Origin of the sequence: Kitasatospora sp. GP82, from assembly GCF_029892105.1 — a bacterium.
Taxonomy (GTDB): Bacteria; Actinomycetota; Actinomycetes; order Streptomycetales; family Streptomycetaceae; genus Kitasatospora.
On record NZ_JARZAJ010000009.1, the window covers coordinates 108,027 to 129,226 of the forward strand.

Below are 21,200 nucleotides of genomic sequence, written 5' to 3' on the forward strand. Positions count from 1 at the left end.
AGGAGCCGTGGCCGAGCCGAGGCTGCGGTCGGCGCGCGAGGTCGCGCCGTGGCTCGGAACAAGGGATTGGCACTGATGGCAACAGGCACCGTGAAGTGGTTCAACGCCGACAAGGGCTTCGGTTTCATCTCGCAGGACGGCGGCGGCCCCGACGTGTTCGTCCACTTCTCCGCGATCCAGACCACCGGCTTCAAGGAGCTGGCGGAGGGAACGCAGGTCGAGTACGACGTCACCCAGGGCCCCAAGGGGCCGCAGGCGGAGAATGTCGTCCCCCTGAGGTAGCGGACTCCACGGCGTCCTGTCGTCCCGGACCGGCCGGAGGGGCAGGACGCCGACGCCGTTCGCCGGCAGGACCGCTGAGCCGGACAGGTGATCCGTGGGCCACACGAGCGGCGAGTGCCCGCGATCGGTTCCGGCATTGTCCGGTCAGGCGCTCAGGCGGCCGGGAGGGTGTCCGCGAGGGTGTTCCAGAACATCAGCTCGTAGGCCTGGAGCAGTCGTCCGTAGCCGCGACCGCCGTCGATCCGCTCGGTGTTGAGGCTCGCGGCGGCGAGGACGGCGATGGTCTGTTCCTCCAGCTCCGGCGCGGGTTCGGCGAAGAAGTCGAAGAACGCGCAGGCCGCGTCCGTGAAGCCGTAGTGGCTGCGCAGGGCCCGCGCGACGGTGGCGCAGTAGCCGCCCCAGGCTGCGAAGTTGGCGGACAGGGCCAGGACGGTGCCGGTCGGCTCGCCGTTCAGGGTCAGCCAGGCGAGGTAGGCGGGGTACGCCTGGCAGCCGGCGAGCGGTTCCCGGGCGGCCACCTCGGCGGGTGTCAGGCCGCAGCCCTCCTCGAAGGCGGTGAGCGCATGCAAGGCCTCGCTCTCGCCCTCGGCGAGCCCCGCGAACCAGCCGCCCGCCGGGGTGTCGGCGCAGCGGGCGGCCAGCAGCAGCAGGCTGCGCCGATCACTGGTGATGATCTGGTGCTGCTGCGCGGCGAGTTCGGCCAGGACGGAGACCGGCGCGCGTCCCTCCGCGATCAGCGGGACCAGCCGGTTCTCCCCCGCACCCGGCGCCAGCTCGCGGCGGACGGTCTGCAACACCTCGCGTGCCTGCGCGTTCATCGGCTCTCCCGGAGTGACGGTCAGTCAGGTTGCGTGCCAAGCCTAGGCGGGGGAGAGCGCTGCGTCCGGGAGCCCGCGCGGGGCGGCGCCTCGGTCCGGAGCAGCTGCGAAGGGGCGAGTCCGACGGCGAACACCTGTCCCGGTGCCCCGCACTCCTTCTTCGAGCGCAGTTCGCACAGCTGGGCAGCGGCCTGCACCGACGCCTGGCAGCGCATCATCGCCTTCACCCGCCGCCACGGACCCGCCTCCCCTGGCCGCAGCGGTGCGCGGCACGCTCACGGCCGGGTCCCGTCGAACGATTGACCCTCTCTCCGCCCTGGTGCTGGAACGAGGATCGCGTAATGCGCAATCAGCGTTGCACATAATGCAATCCTGGTTCTGAGGGGGCGGCAGGATGAGCGGGACCGGCGGCAGAGCGGCCGTCACAACGCCGAGACCTTCGCCGACCCGGGCCGACCGGCGGCCGGTATCCCCCATGTCTTCGTCGGCGGCACCCGGGTCATGGCCGACGGGCGGCACACCGGCGCGCTCCCCGGACGCGCGCTGCGGCGCACCCTGGACGGAGCCACCCGGTGACCACCGGCGGGCCGGTCCGCAGGACCGGCCGGGTGGGCCTGGTCAGCGGGGTGCACCGTCGGGTGTCGTCCGGGCGACCTGGTCGGCCATCGGCCAGTCCCGCCCGTCCAGTTCCAGGAAGCAGGTCGGCAGGTGGAGCCCGGCCGTCGGACGGTCGAGCCGTACGGAGAAGGGGTGGCCGGGGGAGTCGGGCAGCTCACCCGTCAGCCTGCGCGGCAGGTGGCCGGGACCACGCTCGCGCAGGAATCCGACTTCCTTGCCGTCCACCAGCAGCTCGGTCTCGGTGAGCCGCCCCGAGCGGACGTTCACGGTGATCGAGTGACCGGCCTGGTCCCGGTGGAAACTGTGGCGACGACGCATGCTGCACTCCCTCGCGGCCCTCTCCGGCCAGTCTAGGACCGGGGCCCGGCCCCCGCCGGATCACGTACGGCACGCCGGTCCCCGGGCGAGGCACCCGGAGACCGGCGCCGGTGGTCGAGCCGGTGGTGAAAGCCGATGGTCGGAGTGGGTCAGCCGGTCGGCTTGGTGAGCAGCAGCTCGGTGTTGTGGTCGACGGGGGAGCCGAGCTTCTGGGCGGGCGTCGCGTACGGGTCGTTGTACGAGAGCTCGCGGTAGAGGGCGGCGAGATTGGCGTCGGAGGTGTCGTTGAAGTCGGTCGCGTACGGGGCGGCGGACTCGATCAGGGTGGTGAAGAGGGAGAGGGTGCCGTCGCCGTTGTCGGCGATCTCGATGATGCGGGCGTGCTGGGGGAAGTCCACGTGGGAGGCGGTGTTGATCTCCCAGAAGGCGCGCTCGGGCACCGCGTGGCCGTGTGCGGTGATCCGGTTCTCGTGGGTGTGGCCGTTCACCCAGGCGACGACGTTCGGGTAGCGCGTCAGCAGCGAGACGAGCTCGTTGCCGTCGTGCCGCTTCTCGAACACGTTGCGCGGATCGGGCAGCAGATTGCCCATGGTGGTGCTGGTGTGGTGGCTGAAGAGGACGATCAGGTCGTTGCCCTGGCCGCCGCGCACGGTGCGTCCGTCGCCGTCGTACCAGTGGCCGCTGTGCGCCTGCAGGGTCTGCTCCAGCCAGCGCAGTTGGGCGGTGCCGAGCGAACCGTCCGCGAAACCGGCCTGGTTGGTGGTGTCCAGGCTGATGCCCAGGACGCCGTTGGCGATGCGGAAGGTGTAGTAGAGCTTCCCGCTGCCGACGGCGTCCGCGGTGAAGCCGTGGCCGACCGGCCCGGGTCCGGTGTAGGCGGGGTCCAGGTGCGCCTTGCCGAACTCCTTGAGGGTGAACGGCCGTCGGCGCTCGTCCGGGGTGATCCGGCGCACCGCACTGCCGTCCGCCAGCAGGCGGCCGAGCAGCAGCGCGGCACCGGCCGGATCGCGCCGCAGGGCCTCCATCAGCTTCGCCGCGTCGGCGTCGTTGCACCCTTCGAGCTTGCGGTCGCCCGCGTACAGGGCGCCGAGCAGACCGAGGTCGGGCAGCGAACCCTCAAGGCTGTCGTCGTGGTTGCCGACCGTGCTGTACCACGGCACCTGGAGGCCGGGCGCGTCGAAGGAGCGGCCAGACGCGTTGAGGAAGCCCGGCAGCTGGGGGAAGCCCTTGGCCTTGTAGTCGTCGCGGAAGGACGTCTCGGGGTTCCAGAAGGCGCTGCTGCCCGAGTCCTGCACGCCCTCGTACCGCGTGGGGTCGCCGCTGCTCGGGGTGAGACGGCCGCCGCTCATGACCGTGAGGTACCAGTCGAGTTCTATGTGTTCGTGGTTGTCGGTGTTGTCACCGGTGGTCATCACCAGGTTGAACGCCTTGCCGGTGTGCGGACCGGCGGCGAGCGCGTTCACCCGCTCGACCAGGGAGGAGGCTCCGCGTGTGGTCAGCGTCTCCTGCGGCCGGTGCGCGCTGTCGTTGAACCGGGCCAGGTACTCGAAGCGCACCGGGGACTCGGTGTCGACCAGGTGCAGGTCGGTGAACTGGACGAAGCCTGCCAGTGCGGTGCGCCGGTCGTCGCGGCCCGGCTGTGCGGCGGCGAGTTCGGCACGGACCACCAGCGGCCAGCCGGGCCCGGCGGCCAGCCGCCGGTAGCCGGTGGTGCCGGTGGGGGTGGCGACCTGCTCCAGTGTCGTCCCCTCGACCCGTACCGCCCGGGCCGCCGTGGCCGCCAGCGCCCGGTCACGCTCGGCCGCCGAGGCGAACGTTCCACCGGCCAGGGACAGTGCCGCCCCGGCGGCGGTGGCGGAGACACCGCCGACAAAGGAACGTCTGGTCATTGCACGCATGCGAAACCCCTCCTGACGGTCCGGCAGTACCCCGACGGTCTGCCCTGAAGCCGTTCGGCGCAGCGGTCCTGCCCGGTGCGGAGCCCGCTTCGAGTCGTGGACCGATGCTGGCCGGGGCGCATATTACCCATCGGTAGGAGCAGGGCATAGCTTCCTGACGGAACGGGACGAGAACGTTTGGCAACGTCCGTGTGCGGCAGCCGACCGGACGCCGGGTCACCTGCCCGGGGGCACACCACGGCCTGTGGCCGGCCGGAGCCGGCCACGGGCCAGGGGTACGACGGTGTCAGAGCGCCATGACGGAGCGGCGGCAGACATCCACCCGGGCGAACTCGCCACTGAGCCGGATGCCGACCACGCTGCCGTGGCCGTCGACCGCCACGTCGGGGAGGCTGCGCGGACGGTGCCCGCTGCGGCAATCGGATTTACAACTCATCGGCACCACACGGTACTTGCCGGTGGCGAGCGACGTCTCGACGGCCTGCTCCCGCGAATGGCTGGTTTACGACCGGTCCTGGCATGTTGCGATCAGAGGAGGTGTGACGAACCGTCAGGATGGACCCATGATCTCTGTACGACGTAGCACCTCGGTCGCCCTGGCGGCCGGTGCAGCGATGCTGATGTCCCTGGTCCCGGCGCAGGCCGCGGCACCGGCCACCTCCCCGGTGCCGGGCCGCGGCAGCGAGCCGGCCGTCTCGGCCTACCTGAAGACCATCCAGGGCAGCCCCGAGCAGCTGCGCACGTTCTTCCACGACCTGCCCAAGGGGGGTGACCTCCACAACCACCTGTCGGGGGCGGTCTCCACCGAACTCCTGCTGCAACTCGCCGTCGAGGACGGCCTGTGCATCGACAGCAGCTCGTTCACCGCGCTGCCGCCGCCGTGCCCGGCGACCAGCCGACCGGCCGCCGACACCACCTCGGACGAGGCGTTCAGGCTCCAGGTCATCCGCGCCTGGTCGATGCAGGACTTCGTACCGGGCGCCGAGTCCGGGCACGACCACTTCTTCGCCACCTTCGGCAAGTTCGGCGAGGCGAGCTGGCGGCATCCCGGCCGCATGCTGAGCGAGGTCGCCGACACGGCGGCGACTCAGCACCAGTCCTACCTGGAGACGATGCTGACGCCCGCGTCCTCCGGTGCCGCAGCGCTGGCGGCCAAGGTCGGTTACGACAGCGACTTCGACCGGCTGCGGGACAAGCTGCTGGCCGACGGCGGTATCGACACCCTGGTCCGGCAGGCCGGTTCCGACGCCGACCGGGCCATGGCGGAGTTCCGGACCACCTCGAAGTGCGACACCGACACCCCGGCCCCGGGCTGCGCGATGACGATCCGCTTCATCTCGCAGGCCTCGCGCGCCTCCACGCCCGAGCGGGTCTTCACCCAGCTGCTGCTCGGCATGGAACTGGCCGAACGCGACCCGAGGTTCGTCGCCGTCAACCTGGTCCAGCCCGAGGACTACCAGGCCTCGCTGCAGAACTACGACCTCCAGATGAGGATGCTGGACTACCTCCACGGCAAGTACCCGGACGCACACATCACCCTCCACGCTGGCGAGTTGGTGCCCGGACTGGTCAAGCCCGAGGACCTCACCTTCCACATCAGGGAGGCGGTGCTCACCGGCCACGCGGAACGCATCGGCCACGGCGTCGATGTGACCCATGAGGAGCCGTACAAGGAACTGCTGCGGACCCTGGCGGAGCGTCACATCATGATCGAGGTCCCGCTGACGAGCAACGAGCAGATCCTGGGCGTGTCGGGCCCCGCGCATCCCTTCCCGCTCTACCGGAAGTACGGTGTGCCCGTCGCGCTCGCGACGGACGACCCCGGCGTCGAGCGGATCGACATCACCGACGAGTACCGGAAGGCCGCCGCCAGGTACGACCTGACCTACCGCGACCTCAAGAACCTCGCCCGCACCTCGTTGGAGTACGCATTCCTGCCCGGCGGCAGCCTCTGGGCGAGTCGTGACGGCTTCCGGCCGGTGCCCGAGTGCGCCAAGGACCGCCCCGGCTCCGACAGGCCGAGCCGCCGGTGCGCCCAGCTGCTGGCGCACAGCCCCAAGGCTGCGCTTGAGTGGCGTGAGGAGCGCGCGTTCACGGCCTTCGAGGCCGACGTCCTCCAGCACGGGGCCGCCGCGCACTGACCTCTCCTGAGCCGGGCCTGGACAACGGTGGGCCGCGACAGCCGTGCAGCTGTCGCGGCCCACCGTTGTCCGGGCCCGGCTCAGGAGAGCGTCGTCTGCGCCAGGTCGTCCACCACGTCGCGCAGTTCACCGCGGCGGTGATAGGCGTGGAGCTGCCGGGTGGCGCCGGTGCCCCGGGCCATGACGGTGTCGAGCAGACGGCGGACGGTGCCGGCGTCGGCGGCGGCGGCCAGACCGGGCTCGGCCCGGTCGAGGAGGCGGCCGACCAGTTCGCGCATCGGACGGCGGTCGCCGCTCACCGGGTCGAGGCCCTCGCCCGCGAGGCCGTCGTGGGCGGCGCGCCAGTGCGCGGCCCGGAGCAGCTCGGTGGGCAGGTCCGTGTGCGGGATGCCCGCTTCGAGCTCCGCCAGCAGCACCGCGGCAAGGCCTCGGACCAGCAGGGCGATCACGATGGTGGTGTCGAGGTCGGCGCTGACGTCGGCGACGCGGATTTCCAGGGTCGGGACGTGCTCGGAGGGGCGGGCGTACCAGTAGATCATTCCCCGGTCGAGCAGCATCCCCGAGTCCACCAGGGCGTCGGCGAGCTGTTCATAGCCCGCTTCGTCCAGTACGGGCGAGGGGCCGACGGTCGGCCACTGGTTCCACTGGATCGCCCGCCAGCTGGCAAAACCGCTGTCCTTTCCGGCGTGGAAGGGAGAGTTGACGGCGAGCGCCTGCACCATCGGGAGCCAGGGCCTGATCCGGTTGGCCAGGGCGAGCGCCTGCGCCCGGGAGGCGGTACCGAGGTGGACGTGGCAGCCGCAGACACCGCCGCCGCTGCCGTCGGCGACCGCCCCGAAACGCTCTGCCATCCGCCGGTAGCGCGGGGTGTCGGTCACCTTGGTGGGCGCCGCACCGGGCAGTACCGGGGTGCCGGAGGCCACCAGCAGGCACCCCGCCCGTTCTGCGGCACTGGCCAGTGTGCGCCGTAGGAAGGAGAGTTCGGCGCGGAGGTCGCTGCCGGAGAGGGTCGGGCTGCTGCACACCTCGATCTGGGTCGGGTAGAGCTCGGCCTGCACGAGAGGGCCCAGCGTACGGCGGGCGTCGGCGATCACCTGTGGGCCGTGGGCGACCGGTGTCCGGCTGTCGGCGTCGACAAGGAAGAACTCCTCCTCGACCCCCATGGTCGGGACCTGGATGGCGCATGTCGTGGCGCCGAGCACAGGAAGGCGGACGGCCATAGTCTCTCCCGGCAGCGGTCAGTGGTGCTCAGTGGTGCTCAGTGGTGCTCAGTGGTGCTCAGTGGTGCGGTGCGGGCATCGGATCCGGTGCCGGGTCGGGATCCGGCGTAGGAGCGGGTCCAGGGGTCGGAGGCGGTCCCGGATCGGGGTCGGGTGGCCGCGGGGTCGGGAACGGATCGCCGTTCGGTCCGGGCCTGGGGTGCAACGGAGGCTCGGGCAGCGGGGGATGGGTGTCCGGATCCGACGGAATCGGTATGGTCATGGCAGCACCTCTCAGCCTCTTGTGCAGCTCCGCGGCGGCCCCCCTCAACACCTCGGAGCGTGCGACACCTGCTTCTTGTCCATCTTCGAACGCCCTTTGTTGCCCGTCCAGGCTGCGATCTCCTCGGTGCGTCTCCTGCTCCCGTCGCGTTCCGGTGCGCTCTCCATCATGTGCTCGTACCGCCGTTCCCGCTTGGGACCGGATCCTCGGCGGACGGCCCGGTGCCCTCTCGGCAGCTGACGGGCACAGAGCGTGACGGCCACCGGTATCGGGGCACCGGTCACCCGGCTCGCGTCTACCCGGTTTCGGAAACCCGACACCGTCGGCCGACCGGGCGGTGAGGGTTGGCACCGCGTCGGGCGGGTAGGAACGGAAAACGGAGTGAGTGGACCGATCGGGTGCCCCTCCGGTCCGGCGGCCTCGAGTTCGCCCGGCCCGGTGGTGCCCGGCCCCAGTGGCACGGTCCCCCTGCCGGGACGCCGTCGCCGCAAGCAGTCGAGGCGGGCGGTCTCCCGCGTGTCCCCCCGCGCGCCGTCGATACGCGTCGAGCGTTGCCGTGCGGGTAGTGGTACCCGGAACGTTCAGGGAGATGACCCGGTGTCCGCCCCGATCGCCGAAACGCCCCCGATCACCGCCGCCCCTGCCGCCGACGCGCGCCCCAGCCCGCAGCAGATGCGGATGATGGACAAGGCCGAAGCGCGGGCGCTCAGCGACGCGCTCTTCCGACGCCTCGGCGAGCTGGAGCGCGGCACTCACGCCTACAGCTATGTCCGGGGCACCATCATCGAACTCAACATGCCACTGGTGCGCTTCGCGGCCGCCAACTTCCGCCACCGGTCGGCGGACATGGACGACATCCTCCAGGTCGGCACGGTCGGCCTGATCAAGGCCGTGGACGGGTACGACCACCGGCGAGGTGTGGAGTTCGTGACGTACGCGATCCCGACCATCGCCGGTGAGATCAAACGGTTCTTCCGGGACACCTCGTGGCCGGTCCGGGTCCCGCGCAGCATGCAGGAGCTCTACCTGGTGGTCGCGCGCGGCTCCGACCGCCTGGAGCAGGAGTTCGGGCGGCTTCCCACCCCCGAGGAGATCGCCAGGGCACTCGGCCTCACCCCCCGCCAGGTGTCCGCAGGACTCGCCGCGGGCCGTGTCTACCGCTGCAACTCGCTGGACGCGCTGCGCGACGACGACCCGGACGAGACCGGTACCGCCCTGCTCGACCGGCTCGGCGAGTGCGACGAGAACCTGGACCTGGTGGACTTCCGCGAAGCCGTCCGGCCACTGCTCAAGGAGCTGCCCGAGCGTGAGCGGACCGTGCTGCTGCTGCGCTTCTGGGACAACCGCACCCAGTCCGAGATCGCCGAGCGGATCGGCGTCTCGCAGATGCACGTCTCGCGCATCCTCGCCACCACACTGGCCGGGCTGCGCGGCCGCCTGGAGGACGAGGAGTCCGGCTGCTGAACCGACGGTGGACGACGTGCCTGCCGGACACGGCGAGCGGTGAGTCCTGGCCATTCACCCGGTCCGGTACGGTGCGGCGTCGCGCCCGGGACCGGCCGGCCGGCCGGCGGGCGTGCGGGGTGGATTGGGCACCGCGTTTCCGGGCAGACGCACACCCCGTGAGTGGAGAGGAGCCAGACCATGATGCTGCTCGGACTTCTGCTGCTCGGTGCGAGCGGAGCCTTTGCCGCCCTGCTGATCGCCTACAACCTCGCCGGCGGCCCGGACTACACCGTGACCCTGTTCGGCAACGATCTGGCCACCATGAACAGTCTGGCCGTCTTCTGCGCCGGTCTCGCCCTTGCCCTGATCTTCTGCTTCGGCGCGGCCCTGGTCATGGGCGGCGGGATCCTGATGCGTCGTCGTTCGCGCGCCCTGCGCGACGCCCGCAGTACCCGCTCCGGGCGCGCCCCGCTCGGCACCGGCACGGGGCAGGACGCTGACACCGTCGGAGGGACGACCCCGGCCGCCCCGCCCCGACACCGCCACCTGTTCGGCCACTAGAGCCTGGCCGGCCGACCTTCTCCCACCCGGACGGCCGCGCACGAACCGCCGGACCGAGGGATGTACAGCACACGCAGAACGCCCGCACGGATCGAATCGCGATGCAGATGGACCCGATGACCAGTTCAGCTTCTCCGGGAGGCGTCGGCGGATCGGGGACTCTCCGGCAGCCCCGGCAGCGGTCGCTGTCGCTGACCGGCGTTGCGGAGCCCGTACTGCGCGGACGTGAGTTCACTCGCCGTACTCTCGCGGACTGGAGCTGGCTGCCCGAGCCGCGCGATCCGTCCGATCCGATGGGCCTGAGCATCGGAGACGATGTCCTTCTGCTCGTCTCGGAGACGCTGTCCAATGCCTGCCTGCACGCCGGGGGCCCGACCGAGGTCGTGATCACCGCATCCGGTGCGGTGCTCCGGGTGGAGGTGCGCGATGCCAGCACCGTGGTGCCGAAGGTGACCGTGCCCCGTCCGGCACTCCCCGGCGGGTACGGGCTGCTGGTCGTGCGGCTGCTGTCCGACCGCTGGGGGACGACGGTCAGCGCGGGAGGCAAGGCCGTCTGGTTCGAGGTGGACGCGGCTCGGATCGGCGGCCCCGAGGCCGGTGGCTAGCCGAGCGAGCCCTCTGCCACCGCACCATCGCGAGGTCAGACCTTCGGCTGGGGGCTGCGGAGTTCGCTCACCACCGCCCAGAGAACGGAGACCAGGGGCACCGCGACGGCCGCGCCGACGACCCCGGCCAGGAGGGCACCGGCCGTCACCGAGAGCGCGACGGCGACCGGGTGGATGCTGACGGCCCAGCTCATGACGAGCGGATGCAGCACATGCCCCTCGATCTGGCCGATGACGATGATCAGCGCCAGCACGATCAGCGCGGTCACCGGCCCCTTCGCGGCCAGGGCGACCACGGCCGCGACGGCCATGGCGATGGGGGATCCGACCAGCGGGATGAGGGTGGCGAAGAATTCCAGCACGGTCAGGGGCAGGGCCAGCGGCACTCCGAGCACGGTGAGCGCGATACCGACCAGCGTTGCGTTGCTGGCCGCGACGATCATGATGCCGCGGGTGTACCCGGCGAAGGCGCGCCACGCGGCCCGCCCGCCGCGGGCCCAGGTGCGGCGGGCATCTGCGGGCAGTTGCCGCTGCGCCCACTGCCACATGGTGTCGCCCGAGTGGATGAAGAAGACCGAACAGAACAGCGCCAGGACAGCGCCGGTGACGATCTCGATCAGGCGGGTGGCCTCACCCACCGCCGTGCTGATCAATGTGGAACGGTGCGCGGAGATGAACGCACCGAACTTGGCCTGGAGCCCGGCAACGGTGCTCGGCTGAATATGGAACGGGGCCCCTTCGAGCCAGCGCTCGATTCGGTCGAGTCCGCCGCGGAACTCGTCGCCGAGCCGGGTCCACTCCCCGGCGATGGTCTCGCCGATCAGCACGAACAGCCCGGCGACCAGCAGAATCGCCCCCAGCACGGTGAACAGCACGGCCACGGCCCGTGGCATCCTCCTGCCCAGCACGTCGGCCACCGGCCGCAGGACCGCCGTGACCACGAGGCCGACGAAGACCGCCACGACGGGCAGCGCCAGCCGGCCCAGGAGCACCAGCGCGGCGTAGAGCGCGGCGCCGATGATCAGCAGCCGCCAGGCGTAACCGGCCGCACGCTGCAGTCCCGCCGGGACGTGACCGCCGGCCCGCCCGGACCGGCCACCGGCCCTCGGTTCGACCGCCCGCCGGCCCGGCGTGCGCCCGCCTCGGGCTGCTGGCTGACGTCTCATCCTGCCGGGCCTTCCGTGTGCGGTGGCTGAGTGAAGTGTCTGCGCACGCTCTTGGGACGGCGTTCCTCCCGCTCGGCGATGGCATCCGCAGCCTCCTCGCCCGGGTACAGCGACCACAGTAGACCGGCCACTGTGCCCGGAACCCGTGGCCCGCCGTGGCGCGGCGCAGCCGGGGGAGTCACCCGGGTGACGTTCGCTCAGGTACACGGTGGCTGCCCGCGCCCCGGCCCGGTGACCGGGCGGATCACTCCGGTGCACCTCCGCAGGGCTTCGGCCATCGACGCACCGGTCCCGGCCCGCCCGGGGCGCCACCAGGGCCGGGCCGGGCGGAGCGGTCAGTGCTGCTGGGCCGCGGAGAGCGAGAAGTCGGCGAAGTACGCGTGCTGGGTGGACTTCGGGCCCCAGCTGGTGTCGTGCCCGCCGTAGAAGGTGGAGAAGAACACCCCGCCGAACGGAATCGAGCCGATGCCGGGGACCGCCTTGCGGGCCGCGAATACCTGCCGCCCGTCGTACCGGACGGTGATGTCGCCGGTCGTGCGGTTCACCGACTGCTCGATGCTGTGCCAGTTTCCGTCCGGCGCCCACTTCCAGGTGCCGAGGCCGAGGTCGACTCCGTAGCCGGTGGGCCCCGAGTTGGTGGGGGTGTAGAGGTAGACCTCGCCGTTGTCGGGTGCGGTCCTGTCGCCGCGCCACATATAGCGGGTGGACCAGCCGTTCCCGTGGTTGCCGCCGGACTCGTCGCCGATCGTGCCGCCGTACAGTCCGGGCAGCTTGCCGGCCTTGCCCCAGTCCTGCCCGGACGGGAACTTCGCGTAGTACTTGAGGTCAAGGGTGGCGGACTTGGCCAGGGCGGTGAGGCCCAGCGCCTTGAGATCGGTGTAGAACTGTCCGCCGCCGGGGTTCGGGCAGTCCGTACAGGAGCCGGCGGACGAGCCCGCGCCGTACGTCACCTGGAGGGCGGAGCCGTCGCCCGGCGCGTCGGAGGCGGTGACGGCCCGGAGCTGTGAGCTGCCCCAGGAGCCGCTGGAGGCAAGGCCCCACGCGGTGCGCCAGGAGGAGGTGCCGAACCCGGTGAACTGTCCGTTCCAGGCGGGTCGGCTCGCAGCGGCAGAGTGCTCGGCCGGTCCGGCCGCGGTGGCCGTACCGCCGGTCAGCAGCGAGACGGCGAGCAGGGTGGAGGCGACAGCGGCAGTACGGCCGTGCGGAATCGGTCCCTGGCGGAGCGTCATTCGAGTCCCTCCCGATAGGGCATTGGTTAGTAAACTTTCCTAACTTGTTTCTATCGTGTCAAGACCCGCGACGGGGCCGATCTCGTTTCGGCCGCGCGTGGAAACGACAGGGGCTCCTCACGGTGGGTGAGGAGCCCCTGTGTCATGCGGAACGGTGAGGCTCGGACGAGCCGAGTGCTGTTGTCGCTCTTCGCCGTGCGGCTACTCCTGGTTTCCCCAGGAGTCGAGGTGGGCGAAGACCACGGCGTTCTCGGTGTACCCGCCGGCGCTCTTGTCGTACGGGCCGCCACAGGTGATCAGGCGCAGCTGGGGGTCCGGGGTGTCGCCGTACACCTCCTGGTCGGGGAACTGGTTCTTGGGGAAGGCCTGTACGGAGTCGACGACGAATTTCGCGGTGACGCCGTCCGCGCGGGTGATGTCGACTGTGCTTCCCCGTTCGAGGGAGCTGAGCCGCATGAACACCGCAGGACCGGTCGTGGTGTCGACGTGGCCGACGACCACGGAGTTGCCGGACTCTCCCGGCGTGGCGCTGCCCTTGTACCAGCCGACGAGGTTCCTGTTGTCTGGCGGGGGAGCGTTGAGCACACCCGTGTTGTCCAGAGCCAGCTCGGTGAAGGGCGCGTCCACGCCGATCGAGGGAATCTGCAGCCGAGTCGGCGGCGAGAAGCCCAGTGAGGTCTGGGCGGGTGCGGGTGCGGGTGCGGCAGGTGGCAGAGAGCTGGGATCGGGAACAGGTGCGGGCGCGGGCCGCGCGGGGGCGCTGCTTGCCGCCGGGCGGGCGGCCGAAGCGGGGGGCAACGGCGCGGCCCGCGGTGCTCCGTACAGCGGCTTGAGGACCATCAGGACGCCGAGGAGCAACAGTCCGATGCCCAGGTACGACAGCCAGCGCCTGCCGAACTTCCGGCCCTGCGCAGGCTGATCGGTGTTCGGATCAGATGAGGGGTGAGACTTCATGCGACATTGCCCTTCCCTGGCAATGGCCCGCCGATCCGGCGGGCGCCGGTGCGGCCGTCACAGGGCGACGGCCGCACCGGAATACTTAGCGGCGGTGGACTCAGGCCATGTTGCGGTTGGCCGACCGGCGACGAAGCGCGTATGCGCTCACTCCGGCCCCACCCAGAAGCAGGGCGCCACCACCCATCAGGCCCGACTGGGACTGTGCGAGGAAGCCGCCGCCCGCGTGGACGCCGCCGCGCGGGTGCTCCCGCTCCTCGCCACGGTCGCCCCCGCGACCCTCGCGACCCTCGTGGCCACGCTCGCCGTGCTCACCACGGCCACCCTCGTGCCCACGCTCGCCACGCTCGCCACGACCCTCCTCGCGACGGTCGCCTTCGCGACCCCTCTCGTCGTTGCCGCCCGCTACGGCGGAGAGGGCGAGGAAGCCCCCACCTGCGTGGACACCACCGTGCGGGCCTTCGCGGTCGCGGCCCCGGTCCTCGCAGCGCTCGTGGTGCCGGTGCTCGTGCTCGCGGCCCTCCTCGTGGCGGCCCTTCTCGTGGCGGCCCTCGCCTCCCTTGTCTCCCTTGCCCTCGCCTCCCTTGTCTCCCTTGCTGTCGTTGCCGCCCGCTACAGCGGAGAGGGCGAGGAAGCCGCCGCCCGCGTGGACGCCGCCGCGCGGGCCTTCGCAGTCGCCACGGCCCCGGTCGCCCTCGCCACGGCCCTGGTCGCCCTCGCGGCCACGCTCGCCGCCACGGCCCTGGTCGCCCTCGCGGCCACGCTCGCCGCCACGGCCCTGGTCGCCCTCGCCACGGCCACGGTCGCCCTCGCCACGGCCCTGGTCGCCCTCGCGCCCCTCGTCGCCGTACCGCTCGCCGCTCTTCTCGGGTGCGGCGTTGGCCTTCCCGTCGGGCTTGGGGGCATCGTCTGCGAACGCGGTGGTGGGAGCGGTCAGGATGAGTGAAGCAGCGATTGCCGCCCCGGTAACGATTTTGCGCGTTGAACGCATATTAGAGAGTCCTTCCGGTACCACTGCGATGGCCGACAGTTCGTCAGCTCGAATCCTCGCCGTGGTGCTTCACTTACCGTCAGTCAGGCGCAAGAGGGTCGCCACCCGAGGCTCCGCCATTAGGGCTCGGAAATGGCTGTCCAGTGGAAGGACACGCCGATGTCTCCTACTCCGGGATGCAGCGGACGGCGGCCCGGGCAGATCGGCGACTGGCCGGTCCGACCTGCGGAAACGTCCGGGAGGACGCCCTGGCGGTGCATCACCGGACGGTGTGTCCCAAGCCGGTGGGCAGATCGATGGTTCTTCCTGGGCAAGAGGGTGAGTCCCAGGGCGGTGCAGGTGGTGAGCGTGGGCTCGGTCTTTCGTCCGTGGGAGCCCCGAGCGGGGGGGGGGGCGACGGCTGTGCGACTGATCGGTTCGCCCGGGGCGGGCAGGGGGCGCGGGTCGCTGGTCGAGGGTGTGTCAGACAGGGCGCTCGGACGCACCGGCTCGGGCCTGCGGCTGCCGCCTGGGGGAGGACGGAATGGGATCCTGCCCGTTGCCGCTGACCACCGCTCAGGTCCTTCTGCCCGGCTTTCGGCGCGAGGCCGCAGGGGCAGGGGTGGCAAGGGAGCGGCACGGGAGCGGCACGGGAGCGGCGGGGGAGTCGGGCGAGTGATCGACAGGCCGGAGACCGGTCGTCGCCCGCCCGCCCGCCCGCCCGTACGCGACACGACGCGAGGCCGGCCGCCTGGCCGGGCGGCGGAGGCGCGCCGGGCGCGAGCGGGTGGTGGATCGCCGGTGTGGTGCAGTGCTCGGCGGGCGTAGCGGCCGGTCGGCTCGGCCGAGCCCCGTCGGAGTGCCGCAAGGCTGCTTTCTGGGCTCAACTGCCGGTAACTGGTCGGGTGTTGCAGGTGTCGGGGAAGCTGTGTCCGCTCACTCGTTTCCGGTCGGCTGCCTTCGGCTGGGCATCGACGTCATCGAGGAGCTGGATACCCTGATCAACGTCGGGGGACCGACGCCGTTCCAGGCCGCCGACTGCTTTCTGCGGGCCCGCCCGGACCTCGGCCTGTGAGACCGGCCGCCCGCCGCAGGACCGGGTCGCCGTCCGGAGTGTCATTCGGCGGAACGAAAGTTGCCACCGACGAGTGAGGGTGAAAGGCCGTCAGGACAGCGGACGCTGTTGTCGGCGGGACTAGACTCGACCGGTTGTTCTGCTCTGGATCGGAGTGAGACGCCGCTGAAGACGGGTGCAGACGGGTGCGCAGAGCCCCGGCTGCCGAAGAACCCTGGGACGAGGACCGTATGGCTGTCATGGTGGACGGCGGGGAGTCGCGCGAGGGCGATGCACCCGGTGAGATCGAAGCGCCCCCGGGGACGGCGCTGTTCCCCGGAGGCGGCGCCCCCGCACCCAGAACGCTGGTGGACATCCTCGACGCCACCGCTGCGGCCCACCCGCACGAGCCCGCCCTGGACGACGGCCGTACCGTGCTCAGCTACAGCGCCCTGACGGCCGAGATCCGGGCACTGCGTCGGCAACTGGCCGCAGCCGGTGTCGGGTTGGGCGACCGGGTCGGCATCCGGGTGCCGTCGGGGACCAACGACCTCTACGTCTCGATCCTCGCCGTGCTGGCCGCCGGGGCGGCATACGTCCCGGTGGACGCCGAAGACCCGGACGAGCGCGCCGAGTTGGTTTTCGGGGAGGCCGGGGTGCACGCCGTGCTGGGTGCCGGACGCGGCGTCACCGCCCTGCGCGGCGGCGCCCGGGTAGAAGGCGCCCGGGCCGGCCGCCCGGGGCCCGAGCACGATGCCTGGATCATCTTCACCTCGGGCTCGACCGGCAGGCCCAAGGGCGTCGCCGTGACCCACCGCAGTGCGGCGGCCTTCGTGGACGCCGAGGCCGCGCTCTTCCTCCGGGACGAGCCGATCGGGCCCGGAGACCGGGTGATGGCCGGACTCTCGGTGGCCTTCGACGCCTCCTGCGAGGAGATGTGGCTGGCCTGGCGGCACGGCGCCTGCCTGGTTCCGGTGCCGCGCGCCCAGGTGCGCAGCGGCGCCGACCTCGGCCCGTGGCTGGCCGATCAGGAGATCACCGTGATCTCCACCGTGCCGACTCTGGCCGCGCTCTGGCCCGCCGAGGCACTCAACGAGGTCCGGCTGCTGATCTTCGGCGGCGAAGCCTGCCCGCCGGAGCTCGCCGAGCGCCTGGTCACCGAGGGCCGTGAGGCCTGGAACACCTACGGCCCCACCGAGGCGACCGTGGTCGCCTGTGCCTCCCAGCTGACCGGGGAGGGACCGGTACGGATCGGACTCCCGCTGGACGGCTGGGAGTTGGCCGTGATCGACGAGGCCGGGCAGCCGGTGCCGATGGGCGGCAGCGGCCAGCTGGTGATCGGCGGAGTGGGACTGGCCCGCTACCTGGACCCGGACAAGGACGCCGAGAAGTACGCCCCGCTGGACTCCCTCGGCTGGCAGCGCGCCTACCGCAGCGGCGACCTGGTCCGCGCCGAGCCCGAGGGCCTGCTCTTCCTGGGCCGGGGCGACGAGCAGATCAAGCTCGGCGGGCGCCGGATCGAACTCGGCGAGGTGGACGCGGCGCTCCAAGAGCTGCCCCGGGTCGCCGGAGCGGCGGCGGCCGTGCGCACCGCGCGCAGCGGCAACCAGCTGCTCGTCGGCTATCTGGTCGTACAGGACGGCTGGGACAGGACAGCGGCCGTCGAGCGGCTTCGGGCCGAACTGCCCGCCGCCCTGGTGCCGTTGCTGGCACCGGTCGACGAGCTGCCCACCCGCACCTCCGGCAAGGTGGACCGCGCAGCCCTGCCGTGGCCGCTTCCGGGACTTGAACAGGCCGGGCCCGCCGAGCAGCTCTACGGCACCGAAGCGTGGCTGGCCGAGCAGTGGAGCGAGATCCTTGGTGCGCCGGTCGGCAGCGCCGAGGACGACTTCTTCGCCATCGGCGGCGGCAGCCTGGCGGCGGCCCAGCTCACCACCCTGCTGCGCAGCCGCTACCCGGCCGTCTCCGTCCTGGACATCTACCAGCAGCCCACCCTGCGCAAACTCGCCCGGCTGCTGGAGCACTCGGCCCAGGGCGACGGCCAGGTCCGCAGCATCGCCCCGACCCCGGCACGGGCCGGGGCCTTCCAACTGCTCCTGCTGCTCCCGCTGTTCACCCTGATCGGACTGCGCTGGTCGGTCGGCCTGCTGGCCCTGGGCAATCTGCTGAGCGCACTGGGCGACTACCCGTGGGCGCCCACCGCCCCCTGGTGGCTGATCGCCGCCGGTGCCGTGCTGCTCTTCAGCGCACCCGGACGGCTGGCGATCGCGGCGGGCGGCGCCCGGCTGCTGCTGCGCGGCCTCACCCCAGGCAGCCACCCGCGCGGCGGCAGCGTGCACCTGCGGCTGTGGACGGCCGAGCGCCTCGCCGAGGTCAGCGGTGCCACCGCGCTCTCCGGCGCCTGGCTGGTCCGTTACGCCCGTGCGCTCGGCGCCCGGATCGGCCCCGACGTCGACCTGCACGCGCTGCCGCCCGTCACCGGCATGCTCCGCCTCGGCAAGGGCTGCGCGATCGAGAACGAGGTCGATCTGTCCGGCCACTGGCTGGACGGGGACCGGTTGGTGATCGGCGCGATCCGGATCGGCTCCGGTGCGGTGATCGGCACCCGCAGCACGCTCTTCCCCGGTGCCCGGGTAGGCAAGCGCGCCGAGGTCGCACCGGGGTCCGGGGTCACCGGACAGATCCCCACCGGCCAGCGCTGGGCGGGCGCACCCGCCGTCAAGCTCGGCAAGGCCGAGCACGGCTGGCCCAAGCAGCGGCCGCCGCGCACCGCCCGCTGGGCCGCCGTCTACGGGCTCACCGGTTTCTGGCTCGGCCTGCTGCCCGTACTCCCCGCACTGCCCGCCCTCCTGCTGGCTGGTCGGTTCGTCCACCCCGGCGACGGCCTCGGCGCGGCCCTGCGCGGGGCACTGCTCGCCGTCGTCCCCGCCACGCTCGCCTACGGGGCGGCGTACGCGCTGCTGGTGCTGGCCGCCGTCCGGCTGCTGAGCCTGGGCCTGCGGACCGGCTACCACCGGCTGCACGGCCGGATCGGCTGGCAGGCGTGGACAGTCAGTCAGCTGATGGATCTGGCCAGGGAGACGCTCTTCCCGCTCTACGCCGGACTGATCACCCCCGTGTGGCTGCGCGCCCTCGGCATGACGGTCGGACGCGGCGCCGAGGTGTCCACCGTGCTCGCCCTGCCCAGCCTGACCAAGGTCGGCGACGGCGCCTTCCTCGCCGACGACACCCTGATCGCCCCCTACGAACTGGGCGGCGGCTGGGTGCGGATCGGAAAGGCGGAGGTCGGCCGGCGGGCCTTCCTCGGCAACTCCGGGATGACGGCGCCGGGCCGCTCGGTGCCCGACCGGGGCCTGGTCGGGGTGCTCTCGGCCACCCCGAAGAAGGCCAAGCGCGGCAGCTCCTACCTGGGCATGCCCCCGATGAAGCTCCCGCGCGCGGCCGACACCGCCGACCTGAGCCTGACCTACGAACCGCCCGCCCGGCTGTTCTGGGCCCGTGGACTGGTCGAGCTGGGACGGCTGGTGCCCGTCCTCGCCTCCAGCACCCTGGCCGTGCTCACCATCGCCGCGCTCTGCTGCCTCGACGCACCACTGCTGTCCGGTCTTGTGCTGCTGGCCGCCGGTGCGGCCGCCGCTCTGGTGGCCGTCGCCGCCAAGTGGCTGCTGGTCGGCCGGTTCCGGGCGGTGGAGCACCCGCTGTGGAGCGGCTTCGTCTGGCGCAACGAACTGGCGGACACCTTCGTCGAGGTGCTGGCCGTGCCCTGGCTGATCGGCGCGGTGCCCGGCACGCCGGTGCTCAGCCTCTGGCTGCGTGCGCTGGGCGCGAGCATCGGACGCGGCGTCTGGTGCGAGAGCTACTGGCTGCCCGAGGCCGACCTGGTCACCCTCGGGGACGGCGTGAGCGTCAATCGCGGCTGCGTCCTGCAGACACACCTCTTCCACGACCGGATCATGCGGCTGGATACTGTGGTTCTCCGCGAGGGCGCCACCCTGGGCCCGGGCGGAATCGTGCTGCCGGGCAGCACGATCGGGGCCCGCTCCACGCTGGGCCCGGCCTCGCTGGTGATGCGCGCGGAGACCGTCCCGCCGGACACCCGCTGGCTGGGCAACCCGATCGAGTCCTGGCACGCGTAGGGGCCGTCCGGCGGATCCCGCGCCCCCGGGTACTGGACGGTTGCGGACTGCGGAAAGATCGCTCGGAGGGCCTACGGCCTGATTCAGAAGTCCCGTGAGAGTGAGTGAACCGGTGAGTCCCATGCAGGCAGCGGCAACGGACCCGTACTTCCCGAACAACGGCGACACCCGCTACCGGGTCCACCGGTACGAGCTGGCCCTGGACTACCGCCCGGCGCCCAACCGGCTCGTCGGCAGCGCCCGGATCGGCGCCATCGCCGGCCCGGCGCAGCTGCGCGAATTCGCCCTGGACCTCGCCGAGTTCAAGATCAGCCGGGTGCTGGTGGACGGCCGCGCCGCACACTACACCCACCGGGGTGGCAGGTTGCGGATCCGTCCGGCCAAGCCGCCAGCGGCGGGCGCGGCGTTCACCGTGGAGGTGCACTGGTCCGGCAACCCGAAGCCGGTGCGCAGCCCCTGGGGCGGCCTCGGCTGGGAGGAGCTGACGGACGGCGCGCTGGTGGCCAGCCAGCCCGTCGGTGCGCCGTCCTGGTTCCCGTGCAACGACCGGCCCTCGGACAAGGCGAGCTACCAGATCTCGCTCACCACGCCGTCCCCGTACACGGTGGTGCTCGGCGGCCGCCTGCTGACCCGTACCACCCACGCCAGCAGTACCACCTGGGTGTACGAGCAGCCCGCCCCGACGCCGACGTACCTGGTCGGTCTGTCGATCGGCCCCTACCGGACGGTCGCTCTCGGCGGGCCGCAGCCGGGCACCGTGCGGCAGACCGGGTACGTCCCGGCCCGGCTGCTGGCGCAGTTCGAGACCGACTTCGGGCGGCAGCCGCAGATCATGCGGTTCTTCGAGGATCTCTTCGGTCCCTACCCGTTCGGCGAGTACGCAGTGGTGGTCGCCGACGAGGAACTGGACGTCCCGGTGGAGGCCCAGGGCCTCGCCACCTTCGGGACCAACCACCTGGACGGCGCGCGCGGCTCCGAGCGGCTGGTCGCGCACGAACTGGCCCACCAGTGGTTCGGCAACAGCGTCACCATCGCCGACTGGCGGCACATCTGGCTGAACGAGGGCTTCGCCAAGTACGCCGAGTGGCTCTGGTCGGAGCGCTCCGGCGGCCCCACCGTGCAGACCCGCGCCGCCGCCGCACACCGCCAACTCGCCGGACTGCCGCAGGACCTGCGACTCGCGGACCCGGGCCGACGCCAGATGTTCGACGACCGGGTCTACGAGCGCGGCGGGCTCACCGTGCACGCGCTGCGCTGCGCCCTGGGCGACGAGGTCTTCTTCCGCCTGGTTCGCGACTGGACGAGTGCCCAACGCCACTCCACCGTCACCACTGCCGACTTCACCGCCCACGCCGCCCGCTACACCGACCGCCCACTGGACACCCTCTTCACGGCCTGGCTGACCGAGCCCGCGCTCCCGTCGCTGCCGGGCCGCGCGTAACGGCTCACCGGTCCGGTGGGGACGGGCACCCGGCCTTGGCGCGTCAGACGGGCATGGACCGCACAACGATGATTTCAGGGC

General features: G+C 71.9%; 16 protein-coding genes. 9 read left to right on the forward strand and 7 right to left on the reverse strand.

Going from position 1 to position 21,200, the window contains the following annotated elements; genetic code table 11:
• Window positions 1-75: 75 nt before the first annotated feature.
• Window positions 76-282: a cold-shock protein gene (locus tag P3T39_RS11735; RefSeq protein WP_280697423.1), complete on the forward strand. Its 207-nt coding sequence runs from the start codon at window positions 76-78 to the stop codon at window positions 280-282.
• A 152-nt stretch (window positions 283-434) separates the two neighbouring features.
• Here the strand turns inward: P3T39_RS11735 and P3T39_RS11740 are convergent, their stop codons facing one another.
• The 3 genes from P3T39_RS11740 to P3T39_RS11750 form a co-directional block, all read right to left on the reverse strand.
• Complete coding sequence (locus P3T39_RS11740; RefSeq protein WP_280697424.1) at window positions 435-1,100, reverse strand: transcriptional regulator; 666 nt, start codon at window positions 1,098-1,100, stop codon at window positions 435-437.
• Window positions 1,101-1,718: 618 nt separating this feature from the next.
• On the reverse strand, window positions 1,719-2,036 hold the full coding sequence (locus tag P3T39_RS11745; protein WP_280697425.1) for a hypothetical protein: 318 nt from the start codon (window positions 2,034-2,036) through the stop codon (window positions 1,719-1,721).
• A gap of 149 nt (window positions 2,037-2,185) precedes the next feature.
• Window positions 2,186-3,925 carry a TIGR03767 family metallophosphoesterase gene (locus P3T39_RS11750; protein WP_280697426.1) on the reverse strand — a complete coding sequence of 580 codons (1,740 nt, stop codon included), beginning with the start codon at window positions 3,923-3,925 and terminating at the stop codon, window positions 2,186-2,188.
• Window positions 3,926-4,497: 572 nt separating this feature from the next.
• Between P3T39_RS11750 and P3T39_RS11755 the strand changes: the two genes are divergently transcribed.
• On the forward strand, window positions 4,498-6,075 hold the full coding sequence (locus P3T39_RS11755) for an adenosine deaminase (protein ID WP_280697427.1): 1,578 nt from the start codon (window positions 4,498-4,500) through the stop codon (window positions 6,073-6,075).
• A gap of 80 nt (window positions 6,076-6,155) precedes the next feature.
• Here P3T39_RS11755 and P3T39_RS11760 read toward each other — a convergent pair whose 3' ends face one another.
• Complete coding sequence (locus P3T39_RS11760; protein WP_280697428.1) at window positions 6,156-7,295, reverse strand: glutamate--cysteine ligase; 1,140 nt, start codon at window positions 7,293-7,295, stop codon at window positions 6,156-6,158.
• 859 nt (window positions 7,296-8,154) lie between these two features.
• Between P3T39_RS11760 and P3T39_RS11765 the strand changes: the two genes are divergently transcribed.
• From P3T39_RS11765 to P3T39_RS11775, 3 genes are all read left to right on the forward strand, one after another.
• Complete coding sequence (locus tag P3T39_RS11765; protein ID WP_280697429.1) at window positions 8,155-9,021, forward strand: SigB/SigF/SigG family RNA polymerase sigma factor; 867 nt, start codon at window positions 8,155-8,157, stop codon at window positions 9,019-9,021.
• Between the two features lie 180 nt (window positions 9,022-9,201).
• Complete coding sequence (locus P3T39_RS11770; protein WP_280697430.1) at window positions 9,202-9,564, forward strand: hypothetical protein; 363 nt, start codon at window positions 9,202-9,204, stop codon at window positions 9,562-9,564.
• A gap of 116 nt (window positions 9,565-9,680) precedes the next feature.
• Complete coding sequence (locus P3T39_RS11775) at window positions 9,681-10,169, forward strand: ATP-binding protein (protein ID WP_280697431.1); 489 nt, start codon at window positions 9,681-9,683, stop codon at window positions 10,167-10,169.
• A 35-nt stretch (window positions 10,170-10,204) separates the two neighbouring features.
• Here P3T39_RS11775 and P3T39_RS11780 read toward each other — a convergent pair whose 3' ends face one another.
• From P3T39_RS11780 to P3T39_RS11790, 3 genes are all read right to left on the reverse strand, one after another.
• Window positions 10,205-11,335 (reverse strand): AI-2E family transporter, encoded by a 1,131-nt coding sequence (locus P3T39_RS11780; RefSeq protein WP_280697432.1) that lies wholly within the window; start codon window positions 11,333-11,335, stop codon window positions 10,205-10,207.
• Window positions 11,336-11,670: 335 nt separating this feature from the next.
• Window positions 11,671-12,564 (reverse strand): polysaccharide lyase, encoded by an 894-nt coding sequence (locus tag P3T39_RS11785; protein WP_280697433.1) that lies wholly within the window; start codon window positions 12,562-12,564, stop codon window positions 11,671-11,673.
• A 201-nt stretch (window positions 12,565-12,765) separates the two neighbouring features.
• Entirely contained in the window at window positions 12,766-13,518 is a 753-nt protein-coding gene (locus tag P3T39_RS11790) for a class F sortase (protein WP_280697434.1), read from the reverse strand.
• A 226-nt stretch (window positions 13,519-13,744) separates the two neighbouring features.
• On the opposite strand from P3T39_RS11790, the gene P3T39_RS11795 reads away from it, so the two are divergent.
• The 4 genes from P3T39_RS11795 (at window position 13,745) to P3T39_RS11810 (ending at window position 21,119) form a co-directional block, all read left to right on the forward strand.
• The gene (locus P3T39_RS11795; protein ID WP_280697435.1) at window positions 13,745-14,464 is read left to right on the forward strand and encodes a hypothetical protein; all 720 of its coding nucleotides are present in this window, start codon (window positions 13,745-13,747) and stop codon (window positions 14,462-14,464) included.
• Between the two features lie 952 nt (window positions 14,465-15,416).
• Window positions 15,417-15,563 carry a hypothetical protein gene (locus P3T39_RS11800; protein ID WP_280697436.1) on the forward strand — a complete coding sequence of 49 codons (147 nt, stop codon included), beginning with the start codon at window positions 15,417-15,419 and terminating at the stop codon, window positions 15,561-15,563.
• Between the two features lie 239 nt (window positions 15,564-15,802).
• Entirely contained in the window at window positions 15,803-19,678 is a 3,876-nt protein-coding gene (locus P3T39_RS11805) for a Pls/PosA family non-ribosomal peptide synthetase (protein ID WP_280697511.1), read from the forward strand.
• A 121-nt stretch (window positions 19,679-19,799) separates the two neighbouring features.
• Window positions 19,800-21,119 carry a M1 family metallopeptidase gene (locus P3T39_RS11810; protein ID WP_280697512.1) on the forward strand — a complete coding sequence of 440 codons (1,320 nt, stop codon included), beginning with the start codon at window positions 19,800-19,802 and terminating at the stop codon, window positions 21,117-21,119.
• Window positions 21,120-21,200 lie beyond the last annotated feature (81 nt).

Bases quoted from the DNA above. Each gene is read 5' to 3' on its own strand.
- P3T39_RS11735 (WP_280697423.1), top strand. From the start codon at position 76: ATGGCAACAGGCACCGTGAAGTGGTTCAACGCCGACAAGGGCTTCGGT.
- P3T39_RS11740 (WP_280697424.1), bottom strand. From the start codon at position 1,100: ATGAACGCGCAGGCACGCGAGGTGTTGCAGACCGTCCGCCGCGAGCTG.
- P3T39_RS11745 (WP_280697425.1), bottom strand. From the start codon at position 2,036: ATGCGTCGTCGCCACAGTTTCCACCGGGACCAGGCCGGTCACTCGATC.
- P3T39_RS11750 (WP_280697426.1), bottom strand. From the start codon at position 3,925: ATGACCAGACGTTCCTTTGTCGGCGGTGTCTCCGCCACCGCCGCCGGG.
- P3T39_RS11755 (WP_280697427.1), top strand. From the start codon at position 4,498: ATGATCTCTGTACGACGTAGCACCTCGGTCGCCCTGGCGGCCGGTGCA.
- P3T39_RS11760 (WP_280697428.1), bottom strand. From the start codon at position 7,295: ATGGCCGTCCGCCTTCCTGTGCTCGGCGCCACGACATGCGCCATCCAG.
- P3T39_RS11770 (WP_280697430.1), top strand. From the start codon at position 9,202: ATGATGCTGCTCGGACTTCTGCTGCTCGGTGCGAGCGGAGCCTTTGCC.
- P3T39_RS11775 (WP_280697431.1), top strand. From the start codon at position 9,681: ATGACCAGTTCAGCTTCTCCGGGAGGCGTCGGCGGATCGGGGACTCTC.
- P3T39_RS11780 (WP_280697432.1), bottom strand. From the start codon at position 11,335: ATGAGACGTCAGCCAGCAGCCCGAGGCGGGCGCACGCCGGGCCGGCGG.
- P3T39_RS11785 (WP_280697433.1), bottom strand. From the start codon at position 12,564: ATGACGCTCCGCCAGGGACCGATTCCGCACGGCCGTACTGCCGCTGTC.
- P3T39_RS11790 (WP_280697434.1), bottom strand. From the start codon at position 13,518: ATGAAGTCTCACCCCTCATCTGATCCGAACACCGATCAGCCTGCGCAG.
- P3T39_RS11805 (WP_280697511.1), top strand. From the start codon at position 15,803: ATGGTGGACGGCGGGGAGTCGCGCGAGGGCGATGCACCCGGTGAGATC.
- P3T39_RS11810 (WP_280697512.1), top strand. From the start codon at position 19,800: ATGCAGGCAGCGGCAACGGACCCGTACTTCCCGAACAACGGCGACACC.